This window comes from Aeromonas sp. 604176 (genome assembly GCF_049170755.1).
Lineage (GTDB): Bacteria > Pseudomonadota > Gammaproteobacteria > Enterobacterales > Aeromonadaceae > Aeromonas > Aeromonas veronii_A.
Window position 1 is genome coordinate 66,218 of sequence record NZ_JAAKNE010000004.1, and the last position, 15,089, is coordinate 81,306.

Here is a 15,089-nt window from a genome sequence, read left to right on the forward strand (position 1 = left end):
TCAGACTCCTACAGCCATCAGGATAAAGAACGCCAGCACAACACCGTGCAGCAGCCAGCCGGTTGTCCCGCTGGTATCGCTCACCCCGTGCAGGGCGCTGGCCAGATCGAGCTGCGGCTGCTTGCGATAGAGTGGCGCGCAGAGTTGGCGCAAGGTGTGGGTGACACCGCCAGAGGTGAGGCTCATGCGTTCCTCGTAGGCGTAACCACAAGCCCACGGGGTGCCAGCGTGACGACGACCCAGCTTGGGCCCCTTGAAGATGGCCAGTACCAGCAGCGGGATGAGGAACAGCCCCAGCAAGGTGATGGCGATAACGGGCGGGGAGAGGATCGCCTGGCTGCTATCGAGTGGCAGCAGGGTGGCGCCGGTGGCGACACTCATCTGGCTGGCAACGAGTGCCTGACCATAGCTGGCGATATGGGGGGCAATCCAGGGGGCGCCCAGACCCAGCACCAGACAGACGGCGGCCAGCAGCAGGGTGCCAGCCACCATGGCCCCCGGCACTTCGCGGGCGTGGCTCGCTTTCTCGCTGCGCGGTGCGCCGCAGAAGCAGATGCCGTACACCTTGACGAAACACATCACCGCCATGGCACCGGTCACCGCCAGCATCACAACCGCGAGCGGCGCAACGACAGAGGTGCCGAGTTTGGTCATGGAGAGCAGCGACTGGTAGATAAACCACTCGCTGACAAAGCCGTTGAGCGGCGGCAGCGCCGAGATGGCCATGGCACCGATGAGGAACGCCAGCGCAGTCCAGGGCATCAGCTTGGCAAGACCACCCATCTTGTCCATGTCACGGGTGTGCAGGCGGAACATCACAGAGCCGGTGCCCATAAAGAGCAGGCTCTTGAAGATGGCGTGGTTGAGCAGGTGATAAAGCGCGCCGAGTAGCCCCAGCACCACCAGTGCCGGTTGCTGGTTGGCGATGCCGATCATGCCGATGCCCATCCCCATCAGGATGATGCCGATGTTCTCCACCGTGTGGTAGGCGAGCAGCCGCTTGAGATCGTGCTCGGCCAGCGCAAACAGTACCCCGAGCACTGCCGAGCAGGCACCGAAGATCAGTACCACATAGCCCCACCAGAGCTGGCTGGCGCCGAGAAAATCGATGCTGACCCGCAAGATGCCGAAGAGACCCAGCTTTACCATCACGCCGGACATCAGCGCCGAGATATGGGAGGGGGCAACGGGCTCGGCCACCGGCAGCCAGCCGTGCAGCGGCACGAAACCGGCGCGCAGGCCAAAGCCGCAGAAGCTGAGCAGAAACACCAGGGATGCCAGGGCGCCCGCCAGATGGTGCTCGCGCAGCGCGGCGAACTCCAGCGAGCCGCTTTCGCGGCAGAGCAGCCAGAAGGCGATCAGCACCAGAGCCATGCCGATATGGTTCATCACCAGATAGAGGCGGCTCTGTTTGGCGGCCTCGGGGTTGGTCTTGACCAGCCAGTAAGTGGTGAGGGTCACCAGCTCGTAGCAGAGCAAGAAACCGAGCGCATTGTCGGCCAGTACCATGCCCACCATGGCAAAGAGAAAGAGGTTCATCAGCGCGCCGATGGCCACATCCCCCTTGCCCTGATATTCGCGGATATAGGCAAAGGAGTAGAGGGCGACGGCGACGCCGACAGTGCTAATCACCAGCAGCATCAGCGCGGCCAGCATGTCGAGATGAACCGAGCCCAGCAGCCAGAGCTGGCCGTCGACGGGGGCGCCTTGGGCAAAGATCTGGATGGCGGCGACCAGACCCGCGAGCGAGCCCAGCAGGGCAAAACCGCTATTGAGGCGGTTGGCCAATGCGGGCAGCTTTTGCAGGAGCAAACCGGCGGCAGCGCCCAGCAAAAAGAGCAGGAGCGTGGCCATAACAAGGGGGGACAACATCAGCGAACTCCCTCTGTGGTGGATAAATCGGAGGCAGGGATCGCCGTGGCAGGCGCCGAAAAGGCGGAGGCCCCTTGCGGGTTGGTGTCGGCCGCTTGCTGGCGACGGATACGGGTGGCGCGTTCGGTGTCGCCGTCATTGACCAGCTTCAGCGCCTGGGAGGGACAGGCACCGACACAGGCCGGGCCATCGGTGCGAAACTCGCACAGGTCACACTTGACCGCGATGCTGCGCACCCCCGGCTCCCAGCTCAGCAGATCCTCGCCAAAGCAGCGCAGGCCGGCAGAGGTTGAGGGGTTGCTGGAGCGGATGGAGCAGGGGATATAGGTGTCGTAACTGGTGGCCACGGCCACCGGACGGCTGCCGCCGCTCTGGATAGCGCCAAAGGGGCAGGCCACGGCGCAGAGATTGCAGCCGATGCAGAGCGACTCATTGAGTTGCACGCAATCGCCGGTCTGGCGAATTGCCTCGACCGGGCACACCTTGATGCAGGGGGCATCGTCACAGTGACGGCACTGAACCGGCATGGTCGCCTGCTCGTGTCGCATAACGGTTAAACGGGGGGGTTGCTGCAAACCTTGCGCCTTGTGTACCTCGCTGCAGGCCGCCATACAGGTGCCACAGCCGATACAAAGCTTGGGGTCAGCGATAACGAAGCGGTTCATAGCCTACCTTGTCGTGTCGCGAACGGAGAAAGTAGGGGCAGGTTGGCAAGATACGGGCCAGATTGGTTTTTGCAGTGAAATTGGTTTTAAGTTGCTGTTTTTAAATGAATAAAAATCTTGATATGGTTGGATGAAAGGGCTGGTATGGCTGTCGAACTGTGACGTTCGTCACTTGTGACGAAGCCGCTGGGAGGGTTCGTCACCTTGGAAAACGCAGCATTAAGTAGGGTGCAAAGAACGCAGTGAATTGCACCGCTATCAAATATGTTCGCGGTGCACGGCGCTGCGCTTGTTGCACCCTACGGCTGTTATGTGAGGGGAAATGAGCTGGTTCGATTTGCCGTGGTTTGCCCCCTTCTCCCCTTGCGGGAGAAGGGCTGGGGATGAGGGGGCGGTAATAGGGGTTAACGGAAAAGAAGAGGGAGGCCAATGCCTCCCTCTCTATTTGCTGACGTTTTCTATGCCATTAAGAGGCCATCAACCCGCCATCAGATATCCACCTGCGAACCCAGCTCGATAACCCGGTTGGGCGGGATCTCGAACTGATCCGGGGCGCGCAGGGCGTTGCGCTGCAGCAGCATAAAGAGCTTGCCGCGCAGATAGAGATACCAAGGGCGGTCTTTCATGATGAGCGACTCGTGGGCCATAAAGAACGAGGTCTCCATCATCCGGCAGCTGAGCCCCTCGGCGTTGCAGCGGTGGAAGATCTCCTCCACGTTCGGGGTCTCGCGCCAGCCGTAGCTTGCCACTACCCGCCAGAAGGTGGGGGAGAGCTGCTCGATGCAGACCCGGCGCACATTGTGGACGTAGGGCACCTCTTCCACCCGCAGGGTGAGCAGGATGATCCGCTCGTGCAGCACCTTGTTGTGCTTGAGGTTATGCAGCAGCGCATGGGGGATCACATTGACCACCCGTGACATATAGACCGCAGTACCCGCCACCCGGGTCGGCGGGGATTTTTCCAGCGAGGCGATCATCGGCTCAAGGGAGTTGCCGTGCTCGTTCAGGCGACGAATAAGCTGGAAACGCTCGCTCTTCCAGCTGGTCATCACGGTGAACATCACCGCGCCCAGGGTGAGCGGCAGCCAGCCACCGGAGAAGATCTTGGCGAGGTTGGCGGCAAACAGCGGCACGTCGATACAGAGCAGCGCGGCAAACAGGATGGCCACCAGATACTTGTTCCAGTGCCAGCTGTTCTTGGCCACCGAGCAGGAGAGGATCGAGGTGAGTACCATGGTGCCGGTCACCGCGATGCCGTAGGCCGCCGCCAGATTGCTGGAGTGCTCGAAACTCATAATGACGATCACCACCGAGATATAGAGCATCCAGTTGATGACCGGAATATAGATCTGGCCGGACTCCTGCTCGGAGGTGTGAACGATGCGAATGGGGGAGAGATAACCGAGCCGCACCGCCTGCCGGGTCAGGGAGAAGACCCCGGAGATCACCGCCTGGGAGGCGATCACCGTCGCCATGGTTGCCAGCAGCAGCAGCGGCACCAGCGCCCATTTCGGCGCAAGCAGGAAGAAGGGGTTGGCAATGGCGGCGGGATTACTCAGCAGCAGTGCACCCTGACCGAAGTAGTTGAGCACCAGCGAGGGCAACACCACGATAAACCAGGCGAGGCGAATGGGATTTTTACCAAAGTGGCCCATATCCGCGTAGAGCGCCTCCACCCCTGTGATGGCCAGCACCACGGCGCCGAGAGCAAAGAAGGAGGTGGTCTGGTACTGGACAAAGAAGCGCACTGCCCAGATGGGGTTGAGCGCCCCCAGCACCTCGGGATTGTGGATGATGCCGCGCAGCCCCAGCACCGCCAGCGTCATAAACCAGATCAGCATGATGGGGGCAAACAGCTTGCCCACCATGGCGGTGCCATGTTTCTGGATGGCGAACAGCAGGGTCAGCACCAGCACCGAAAGGGTGACGATATAGGGGTCGAGGGCGGGGGTGAGAATGCTCAGACCCTCGATGGCCGACATCACCGACATCGCCGGGGTGATCACCACCTCGCCATAGAAGAAGCTGCCGCCAATCAGGCCGAGGATGATCAGCAGCGGTGTCCAGCGGGTGGAGGCGTTGCGGGTCGCCAGCGACATCAGGGTGAGAATACCACCCTCACCAGCGTTGTCGGCCCGCATCACAAAGGAGAGGTACTTGACCGACACCACCAGGATCAGCAGCCAGAAGATCAACGAGAGAAAGCCGAGGATGGAGGCTGGCTCGACGCCGAACCCGAATTGACCTGACAGGCACTCGCGCAAGGTATAGAGCGGGCTGGTGCCGATATCGCCATAGACTACGCCAATCGCCGCCAGCATGACGCCGGGAGTGGCTTGTTGTTTATCACAGTTCATGAGTTCATCTTGTCAGTTTGATGTTTACACGTTTGCCACAGCAGATCGCCCCGAACACATCAGGTATGTGTGGATACAACATCGAGGGGAAATCAAAGGATTGTGATGGGAAGGGAGCTAATCGGATATAAAGATGCGTTTCATGGGACACAGTCTGTTCATCTGTCGTTAAGCTTATAATGACACACACTCTGCGGGTTCATGCTCAGGTATAAATAATCAAAACGTCCTTTTGAGTAAGGTTATTAATTGGCCGTTGATTGAAATATTCACCCGCTCTGCGGGCAACCGTTTGTTTTATCTGGGGAAGCGCTTTGGCCACTATTTTTTACCGAGGTGAGTGAAAAACAGACGATAAAATAGTGACTAATTAATTGCGGGCAGGATGGCACAGGGGAGGGTGCTGGGTAGCAATGGAGTCTTTATTTGGGAGGGGAAAATGTAGGGTGCAATGAACGAAGTGAATTGCACCAAATATTAAAAGAGGCAAGAGGTGCAATGCGTTGCGCTTATTGCACCCTACGGTAATTATTACTCTCCATGATAGTGCTTCAATAAAAAGTAGCGGTCAGGACTATTTTTAACGCCGCTCACTTTACCGACTATTTTAAATCCCATTTTTTCATAAAATTTGGGAGCTTGAAATGAGAGGGTGTCGACTTGAGCAGCAGTACATCCCCGTTTTTTGCCTCGCGTTCAGCAATCTCCATTAATTGAATGCCAAGCCCCTGTCCTCTCTTGTCATTGTGTACCCAAAGTACTTCGATCAACAGTTGATGATAAATAGTACGTCCGGCAATGCCACCGACAACTTCGTCATTATCATCATGAATGGCAACAATTAAAGGTTGGGAGCGCTCCTCACCCATTTTATCAAAGTTAAATTGCCTAAGGTTATCAACAAGTAGATTGAAGATGTCATCTTTATGTTCATTATGGATTTTTATATTCATCAAATCTTACTCCATTAAAATTTAATCGTAGGGTGCAATGAACGAAGTGAATTGCACCAAATATTAAAAGAGGCAAGAGGTGCAATGCGCCGCGCTTATTACACCCTACGGCACTTGGTAGATTTTATCGATTGCCGTTATATGCTACATCTGATTTATCTATGCCAATATCTCGTCTCATTGCATTTGTTAAACATAATGCCTTTGCTCTAATTTCCTCCCAACTTGTTGTTTCTCCATCAAAGATGATAGCCAACAATTGATCTATAAATGCATCATTAGCATCCATGACTTCTTGTGGTGCGATCATTGCAAGATAGCCATATATTTTTAGTCTTTCTGTTTCAAAACTTTCTTTTTCTTCAGGGGATAATTCTCTTTTATGTCGCAATACAATCATCTCAACCTTGGCAAGCATTATTGCTACGAGATCAATAGTGGCTCTATAAATAACCAACTTATCACTATGTTCTCTAAGGTGAGTTTGTTTATAAATTTCCAAACCATTATTTAATTCTGCCAAATGAAGCTGGTTTTCTTTTTGTAGCTGGACTCTTAGGCGCTCTAATTTTTGTTCATGATTGGCCTTTTCTGTCGCCATAAGACGTTCGGCCCATATTTTCCCCAAATAATTCGACAGGCCAAGAATAATTGCCCCACTACCACCCAAAGATGCAATAATGGTTGCACCAATTGATAAGTATTCACTCATATCAACAATCCCTATCTAATCAATAATGATTTCTATTATTTACATTCAATATCTACAAGTCACCATATGTTTTTACTAAAGGATTTATAAATTGTGCTCTTTTTTGTACAGGAATGGCAAGGTAACGGCAAAGGCAATTGAATCATCTCCAGAAACTTTTTTACCGTTGTAGCTGGCGACATAGCGTTTTAGGAAAATATATGCTTCTTCATTATATGGGTCGCTATCATCCTGTTTGTGAGTTTTTAATAAATTTTCTGCATACTCAACAGCGTCAAATGTGTTCCTTTTACCGGTGGTTATTGACAAAAGATAGCCATTTATAATTTTATCCATATAGTAATTAAGTTTGTTTATGACCGCAATTGTTCTTGCTTCACCTAACTTAGAGTTAACGGTTTTTAACTCGCTCTCTTTTTCTCTTATCAATAAGCTAAGTTTAGATTCTTGAACTTTCAGCGAAGCAATCGATTTTTGATGCTCGATAATCTTACCGTTTAAGTTTTTTATTTGGTCGGTTAATTCATTTTTTGTAGAGACAAGAGATTGATTTTCAATTTTTGCTTGTTGTAACTCTTTTTCTTTCTCAAATACAGGGTGAATAGTGCTGAAATATGCCCAGACACCAAAGCCTAAACTTAGGATTGTTGATATCTTAACCATGTGTTCCAGAAAACCATCGTCCTGCTTATACAGTTTCACCGATTATCTCCATATTTAAATATGTCAGGTTCAAAGATTATTTATATGGCTAGGGAGTCTATTTTATCCTCACTTACTTCCTAGATGTCAGAGGTTCATTTTTCTTTTTTAATCTGTTCTATTTATTTCCTATCTTCATGAAAACGACCCCAACGGAGCTGGTTGCCAAGTGGCACATATTAACCGGAGGGATAGAAAACTGAAGGGGCAGGGGCCTAAAACCGGCTCTGGCTAAACAAATCAGTCAATAAGTGGCCTGTTTTTGTTCGGTTTGACTTAATGATGGCTTGCCAGCTCGATAGAAAAACCAAACAACTTGGCTACCGCCGCAAGCGGCTTTGGCGTGCTGCACAGCCCATTTTGGGCCCTTGGTATGGCTTTTCTCCCCGGATGTCGTTCCTCCGCTTGCCCGGTTTGGGACGGCCGAACCTGGCTGCAAACTCCTTCGAATGGTTCCGTCACACGACTGGGGCAGGGGTTGGTCAGCCGGTGTCGAGCTCGTCACTTTTGTCGTGTCGATCACACTTCCCACCCCGTCGTCACCCTCGTCAGTTGTGGCATTCAGCACGTGTCTCTTTCTGATTACTCCTTTATTTTCAGTTGCTTGTGAATTTTTATCGCGCCATTCTCCCGTTTTGGTCTGATAAATGCTTTGTGGGGGGCTGGCCGCCTCTTTGCCTGTCGGCGGGCGGCCCGGTGTAACGAACCATTTAGGATCCCTCTCTATGAACAGCTTCGTGATTGCAGATCCCAGTCTCTGTATTGGGTGTCGTACCTGTGAGGTGGCCTGCGCCGTTTCACACCAGTCAGGGTCTTGCAGCGGAACCCTTGAGCGGGAGGGCGGCCTGCATCTTGCCATCGAGGATGGACATCTGGTCTCCAAGGACAGCTACTTTCAGCCGCGCCTGAAGCTGATCGTGGGCAGCAAGGTGACCACGCCGGTGCTCTGCCGCCAGTGTGAAGACAAGCCGTGCGCCATGGCCTGCCCGAACAATGCCATCGTCAGCGAGGATGGTTGCGTCAAGGTGTTGCAGGAGCGCTGCATCGGCTGCAAGTCCTGCGTGGTGGCCTGTCCTTACGGTGCCATGGCGGTGGTGCTCAAAGAGGTGCCCCCGACTGCTGATTCGCTCTTCAAGCGTCCGCAGACCAAGGCGCAGGCGCTCAAGTGCGATCTCTGCCGTCACCGCGAGGCGGGCCCGGCCTGTGTCGAGGTGTGTCCGACCCAGGCGCTGCGGCTGGTCACGCCGGAGCATCTTGAATCCCTGAACCGGCAGAAGCAGCTGGCCAGTGCCGAGGCACTGCTGGCGATGCCGGCGCGGGTGTGAGCGGGCTTGCCGAGCCGTTTTTCGTTAACAAACAAGAGTGTGAGTCATGAAAAAAGTCATTACCGTGTGCCCCTATTGCGGCACCGGTTGCAAAATCAACCTGCTGGTTGAAAACGACAAGGTGGTGGGGGCCGAAGGCGCCAACGGCCGGACCAACGAGGGGCAGCTCTGCCTCAAGGGCTATTACGGTTGGGATTTTTTGAACGACACCAACCTGCTGACCCCCCGTCTCAAGAGCCCGATGATCCGCCGCGAGCGCGGTGGCAAGTTCGAGGCGGTCTCCTGGGATGAGGCGATCGAGTTCGCCAGCAGCCGTCTCTCTGCCATCAAGGCGAAATATGGCCCGGACGCCATCATGACCACCGGCTCTGCCCGTGGCCCCGGCAATGAAGCCAACTATGTGATGCAGAAATTTGCCCGTGCGGTGATTGGGACGAACAACGTCGACCACTGCGCGAGGGTGTGACACGCACCCTCAGTCTCCGGTCTGGAGACAACTGTAGGTAACGGCGCCATGAGCAACGCCATTCCCGAAATTCAAGAGACCAAGTGCCTGCTGGTGTTTGGTTACAACGCTGCTGACTCTCACCCCATCGTGGCCCGCCATATCCTCAAGGCGAAGGCAAACGGGGCCAAGGTGATTGTGTGTGATCCCCGTATGGTGGAGACCGCCCGTATCGCCGATCAGTGGCTGCCGCTCAAAAACGGTTCCAACATGGCGCTGGTTAACGCCTTCGCCAACGTGTTGATCAATGAAGGGCTCTACAACAAGGCCTTTGTCGCCAACTACACCGAAGGGTTCGAGACCTTCAAGGCGACGGTGGCCAAGTACACCCCGGAATATGTCGAGGGGATCACCGGCCTCAAGGCCGCCGATATCCGCGCCGCCATTCGCACCTATGCCGAGTCGCCTGCGTCCATGATCCTGTGGGGCATGGGGGTGACCCAGTACGGTCAGGCGGTGGACGTGGTCAAGGGGCTGGCGGGTCTGGCGCTGCTGACCGGCAACTTCGGTCGCCGCGGTACCGGTTGCGGGCCTGTTCGCGGTCAGAACAACGTGCAGGGCACCTGTGACATGGGGATGCTGCCCCACCAGTTCCCGGGTTATCAGTCTGTGGCCGATCCCGAGATCAGCGCCAAGTTCGCCAAAGCGTGGGGCGTGGCGTCACTCTCCCAAAAGCCCGGCTATCGCCTGACCGAGCTTGGCCACAAGGTGGAGGAGGGCAAGTGCAAGGCCTTCTACATCTTCGGTGAAGATCCGGCCCAGACCGAGGCAGATCTCGGTCAGTTCCGCCGCACTCTGGCGGGGATGGAGCTGGTGATCGTGCAGGATATCTTCATGACCCAGACCGCCGAGATGGCCGACGTCATTCTGCCCGCCACCAGCTGGGGCGAGCACGAAGGGGTCTACAGCTCGGCAGATCGCGGCTTCCAGCGTTTCTACAAGGCGGTGACGCCCCCTGAGAACGTGAAGCCGGACTGGGCCATTTTCTCGTTGATGGCGACCGCCATGGGTTATCCCATGGAGTACCACAACACCGAAGAGATCTGGGACGAGATGCGTGCGCTCTGCCCACTCTACGCCGGGGTCAGCTACGACAAGATGGCCGATCTCAAGAGCGTGCAGTGGCCTTGCCCGACCGAGGATCACCCGGGCACCAGCACTCTGTTCGAGGGGAATGTGTTCACCACCCCGAGCGGCAAGGGTCAGCTGATCGCCTCCGAGTGGCGGCCGCCGCTGGAGCAGCCCTGTGCGGAGTACCCGCTGGTGCTCTCCACCGTGCGCGAGGTGGGTCACTACTCCTGCCGCTCCATGACCGGCAACTGCTCGGCGCTGCAAACCCTGGCCGATGAGCCGGGCTATGTGCAGATCCACCCGAGCGATGCCAAAAAGCTTGGGGTGAAGGATCAGGCGCTGGTCTGGATCTCGTCGCGCCGTGGCAAGGTGATCACCCGTGCCAACTACAACGACCGGGTCAACGCCGGGGTGGTCTACATGACCTACCAGTGGTGGATCGGGGCCTGCAACGAGCTCACCATCGAGCACGTCGATCCCGTCTCCCACACGCCGGAGTACAAGTACTGCGCGGTGAAGATCGAGCGCATCGACAATCAGCCTGAGGCGGAAGTGTATGTCCAGACTGAATACAGCGCGCTCAAGGCGAAATTGCGCAGCGCAGCCAAGGGCTGACCCGCCCTAAAAAAGGACGTTCTGCACAAATAAGGGAACCCGACTCGGATTTATCGAGTCGGGCACCCTTTTATTACCCAAAAACAGGGGATAAATGATGCAACATGAAATTGGTCGCTTATTCGGAATTTTCTATATTGGCACCTATCTGGCGGCGATATTGCTAGGAATAGGTTGCTATATTTGGCGCGACGAGATGATATTTCTGCTCGGCTTCGGTTTTTTCGGCTGTTTTATGGCTGCACGGCTCGCCATGGGCAGCGTATTTTCCGCCTTGAGTATTTCCAGTGCCTGGCTGATCGGGTTTATCTCCACCACCTTGATCAACGGCCTGCTGCTGGGGGTGATCACCCTGCTGGTCTACCTCACGCACCAGAGCGTCACCGCCGAGCTTGCCGACAACGCCAGCTGGCTGCTGATGGCCTTCCAGAGCCTGTCGGCCCTCTTTATCTTCGGTGGCCTGAAGTGCTGCCATAGCCGGATCATCACTTCGTAAATTGCTGATGGATGGGCAGCAAATGCCATCTTGAAACCCGCAGTCAGCGAAGAGGAGAGGCAGATCTGACAGTTGACGGCGGCCCACTTTTCGGGCGCCTTAATTGAGATCAAGAACTGATGAAATAACCGGTTAAATATGGCCGTCAGATATATTAAATCGGATTGTAATGAAATTTGAGCTCATCTATGATGAGTCGCCATTCCAATATATCCCCCGATAACGATGTTACTTTTTGTTGTCGTTCGTTAATAACAACTCTGGAATTGCAACATGCGACAATTTTCGTCACCGCTTTTCTTATTGGCAGCCGCTTTTACGGGCTGCGGCTATTTATTTTGGTGACGGGTGCTTGTCGTGATGCGATGGCATGGACAGCCTGACTGGTGACTAAATCGATATAACGTGAGGCCGCAATGCTAAATGTGAGTGCCATCCCCCTGGACGAGATCTCTCCCATCTGGGACGACGGTTTCCTCCTGCTCTCCAAATCCCTCCTGTCGGCCGTGACGCTCGATGATTTTATCCACAAACTCAACAAGATAGATGCCAGCTTTGGCGGCGTGACCCGGGTCAACCTGATCCTCAACATGGGTGCAGACGAGGAGGCCATCTTCTACTTCATGGGACATTCCGGCCCAAAGCATCTGGTCTGCCCCAAGGCAGAGCTGCACCTCTCCCCCCGTCCTGCCAAAGAGACCCCGGAACAGGCCATCATTCTCGCTGCCGCCCGCTTTGAGAATCGCTGCCCGGCGCTGGATCGCGAAGGGGTCTACGGGGGGCTGCGCTCCTACTGCCAGCTCCCCATCACCACCGCCCGCAGCCACCTTGGCGGGGTCGAGTTTATCAACACCCAGCTAGACAGCTTCACCATGGAGACCCTCGCCAAGCTGACCCAGCTGGCGGCCATTATCGCCATTGCGCTGGAGAACGTGCTCGACAAGGAGCGCACCCTGGAGCAGGCCAACTCCCTGCGTCTTGAGCGCGACAGCTGCAAAATTCTGGTGGATGTGACCAACGCGGTAATCAAACTGGTGCGCATCGCCGAGCTGCCCAAGAGCCTGTTTACCATCCTGCATCACCACTTCGGCATCAGCAGCTTGTGTCTGGCGGAGTACAACGCCACCTCCGACAGCTTCAAGAGCTATCTGGTCAATCAGCACCAGAGCGATCAGCCGGGCATCATCGATCACTCCTGTTTTGAAAAGAAGTGTCTGCAGGGGGCCCTTGGCCACAGCGAGCCGTTTTTTGTCTATCGCGAACACGGCCACGGTTGCAGCAATCGCTGCCGCTTTACCTCCCAGATCCTGCCGCCCGAGGCCGACAGCTCCTGCATTTTGCCGCTGCGCTATCGGGGCAACCTGCTGGGGGTGTTGATCCTCTCGCACCCCAACGCCGACTTCTTTGCCGATATCGATATCTCCTTGCTGGAGCAGGTGGCGGCGCGCACGGCCATAGCCATGAATAACGTGCAGGCCCAGCAGGAGATCTCCAACACCAACGGCGCCAAAGAGAAGACCATTCGCATCAACGAGCCGCAGATGCAGGGAGAGTTCCCCCACATCATTTACCAGAGCGCGGTGATGGAGAGCGTGCTGGAGAAGGTGCGGCTGGTGGCCGAGAGCGACAGTACCGTGCTGATCCTCGGCGAGACCGGCACCGGCAAGGAGCTGATCGCCCAGGCCATTCACGCCCTGAGTGCCCGCCACGACCACGAGATGGTGAAGGTGAACTGCGCCGCCATCCCCACCGGCCTTATCGAGAGCGATCTCTTTGGCCACGAGAAGGGGGCCTTTACCGGCGCCCTGACCCAGCGGATCGGCCGTTTCGAGCGGGCCCACAAGGGCACCCTGTTCCTCGATGAAGTGGGGGATATGCCGCTGGACTTGCAGCCCAAACTGTTGCGGGTATTGCAGGAGCACGAGCTGGAGCGGGTGGGCAACAGCAACCCCATCGCAGTGGATGTAAGGCTGGTGGCCGCCACCAACTGCGATCTGCTCTCCATGGTCAAGAACAAGCGCTTTCGAAGCGATCTCTACTACCGGCTCAACGTCTTTCCCATCGAGCTGCCACCCCTGCGGGAGCGGCGCGAGGATATTCCGCTGCTGGTCAATTTCTTTATCAAGAAGATCGCCAAGCGGATGCGCCGCACCATCACCTCGATCCCCGCCGATGCCATGAAAATGCTGGTGTCACTCCCCTGGTACGGCAATATCCGCGAGCTGGAGAACGTCATCGAGCGCGCCGTGGTGATGACCCGTGGCCATGTGCTCAACCTCTCGCCCGATGAGCTGATGCCCCTCAAGGGTTACCACAAGATTGAGACCCTGGTGTATGACGAGCCCGCCACGCCGCTCTTTGCCGAGGAGGGGCCGACCGATGAGCGCGAGGCGATCATCGCCGCCCTGCGCGACTGCAACGGCATCGTCGCTGGCGAGCGGGGGGCGGCCAACCGCCTCGGTATGAAGCGCACCACCTTGCTTTCGAAAATGAAGCGGCTCGGTATTTCAGCCCGAGATCCCGAGATCATTGACGGGGTCGCACCATGAGAGAGCTACTTGAGCTGGAGGCGCGTAGTGAGCGGAGCGAGCAAAAACAGAACGAACAGTGCGAGCAGAGAGAACAGAACGAGCTGGCCCGCTGCGCCATCCACCGCGAGGTGGTGCACTACCGCGCCGATGCACTGACCTGCGACAGCGAAATGGCGCTCCCCTCCGAGACGCCGGTGGCGCTGGTCTACAACGGCATCGCCCACAGCGTGATGATGTGCTCGGCCTCCGAACTGGAGGATTTCGCCATCGGGTTTTCGCTATCCGAGGGGATCATCGACAGCCTGCTCGATATCCACGACATCGAGCAGATTGACGGCTGTCAGGGGATTGAGCTGCATATCACCCTGGCCAACCGCTGCATTCATCGCCTTAAAGAGAAGCGGCGCACGCTCGCGGGGCGCACCGGTTGCGGCATCTGTGGCAGCGAGAGTCTGGAGCAGGTGATCCGCACCCAACCAATGCTGCCCGACAGTCAGCGTCTGGCGGTAGGCCATATCGACAAGGTATTGAGCGCGCTGCGCCCGCTCCAGCTGCTGGGCCAGCGCACCGGCGCCACCCATGCGGCGGTGCATCTGGACGGGGAAGGCAACATTCTCGCCATTCGCGAGGATGTGGGGCGCCATATTGCGCTGGACAAGCTGGTGGGCCATCTGTGCCGCACGGGTCGCCGTGACGGCGCCATTCTGGTGACCAGCCGCGCCAGCTTCGAGATGGTGCAAAAGTGCGCCAGCGCCGGGGTGGAGATCCTGCTCGCCATCTCCGCTGCCACCGAGCTTGCGGTCGAGCGGGCCGAGCAGACCGGGCTCACTCTGGTGGGCTTTTGCCGCCCCGGGCGGGCCGAGATCTACAGCGGCTGTCAGCGCATTCTGCTTTAAGTGACTGCAAGAGTGAGAACCTGCTAAAGGGCTTATAAAAACAGGCAATAAAAAAGGGCGGGGAGTGTGACTCCCCGCCCTTGTTGTATCTGCCTATAGCTTGCGGATTAGCGAGCCAGCAGGATACGCAGCATGCGGCGCAGCGGCTCGGCGGCGCCCCACAGCAGCTGGTCACCTACGGTAAAGGCGGCCAGATACTCAGGGCCCATATTGAGCTTGCGCAGACGGCCCACCGGAATGCAGAGGGTGCCGGTGACGGCAGCCGGAGTCAGCTCGCGGGCTGTGATGTCGCGATCGTTGGGGATCACTTTCACCCAGTCGTTGTGGGCAGCCAGCAGCGCTTCGATCTCCGCCAGCGGCACATCTTTTTTCAGCTTGATGGTGAAGGC

At 56.5% G+C, this 15,089-nt stretch carries 12 protein-coding genes; 5 read left to right on the plus strand and 7 right to left on the minus strand.

Translation table 11 applies throughout. The features are described from left to right. The 6 genes from hyfB to G5358_RS01535 form a co-directional block, all read right to left on the minus strand. Positions 1-1,872 (minus strand): hydrogenase 4 subunit B, encoded by a 1,872-nt coding sequence (gene hyfB / locus G5358_RS01510; protein WP_421323463.1) that lies wholly within the window; start codon positions 1,870-1,872, stop codon positions 1-3. Then, a complete protein-coding gene (locus G5358_RS01515) occupies positions 1,872-2,537 on the minus strand; it encodes a 4Fe-4S dicluster domain-containing protein (RefSeq protein WP_421323464.1) in 666 nt (221 codons plus the stop codon). Before G5358_RS01515 ends, hyfB begins: the two co-directional genes overlap by 1 nt. A 488-nt stretch (positions 2,538-3,025) precedes the next feature. Further along, positions 3,026-4,894, minus strand: coding sequence for a low affinity potassium transporter Kup (kup, locus tag G5358_RS01520; RefSeq protein WP_216948705.1), 1,869 nt, complete (start codon positions 4,892-4,894; stop codon positions 3,026-3,028). A 602-nt stretch (positions 4,895-5,496) separates the two neighbouring features. After that, a complete protein-coding gene (locus G5358_RS01525) occupies positions 5,497-5,847 on the minus strand; it encodes a GNAT family N-acetyltransferase (RefSeq protein ID WP_421323465.1) in 351 nt (116 codons plus the stop codon). 124 nt (positions 5,848-5,971) lie between these two features. Beyond that, positions 5,972-6,559, minus strand: coding sequence for a hypothetical protein (locus tag G5358_RS01530; protein ID WP_208736298.1), 588 nt, complete (start codon positions 6,557-6,559; stop codon positions 5,972-5,974). An 84-nt stretch (positions 6,560-6,643) separates the two neighbouring features. Next, the gene (locus G5358_RS01535; RefSeq protein ID WP_208736299.1) at positions 6,644-7,261 is read right to left on the minus strand and encodes a hypothetical protein; all 618 of its coding nucleotides are present in this window, start codon (positions 7,259-7,261) and stop codon (positions 6,644-6,646) included. 725 nt (positions 7,262-7,986) lie between these two features. On the opposite strand from G5358_RS01535, the gene G5358_RS01540 reads away from it, so the two are divergent. The 5 genes from G5358_RS01540 (at position 7,987) to fdhD (ending at position 14,700) form a co-directional block, all read left to right on the plus strand. Next, positions 7,987-8,586 (plus strand): 4Fe-4S dicluster domain-containing protein, encoded by a 600-nt coding sequence (locus G5358_RS01540; protein ID WP_421323466.1) that lies wholly within the window; start codon positions 7,987-7,989, stop codon positions 8,584-8,586. Between the two features lie 46 nt (positions 8,587-8,632). After that, a complete protein-coding gene (fdhF, locus tag G5358_RS01545; RefSeq protein WP_236323328.1) occupies positions 8,633-10,777 on the plus strand; it encodes a formate dehydrogenase subunit alpha in 2,145 nt (714 codons plus the stop codon). Between the two features lie 196 nt (positions 10,778-10,973). Next, positions 10,974-11,273: a hypothetical protein gene (locus tag G5358_RS01550; protein ID WP_234898290.1), complete on the plus strand. Its 300-nt coding sequence runs from the start codon at positions 10,974-10,976 to the stop codon at positions 11,271-11,273. Between the two features lie 416 nt (positions 11,274-11,689). Next, a complete protein-coding gene (locus tag G5358_RS01555; RefSeq protein ID WP_421230796.1) occupies positions 11,690-13,822 on the plus strand; it encodes a sigma 54-interacting transcriptional regulator in 2,133 nt (710 codons plus the stop codon). Continuing rightward, positions 13,819-14,700, plus strand: a complete 882-nt coding sequence (gene fdhD / locus G5358_RS01560; protein ID WP_421323467.1) for a formate dehydrogenase accessory sulfurtransferase FdhD — start codon at positions 13,819-13,821, stop codon at positions 14,698-14,700. The genes G5358_RS01555 and fdhD overlap by 4 nt, the downstream gene beginning before the upstream one ends. A gap of 107 nt (positions 14,701-14,807) precedes the next feature. Here fdhD and G5358_RS01565 read toward each other — a convergent pair. Then, positions 14,808-15,089: Asd/ArgC dimerization domain-containing protein (locus tag G5358_RS01565; RefSeq protein WP_421323468.1), on the minus strand; the 282-nt coding region annotated here is incomplete at its 5' end.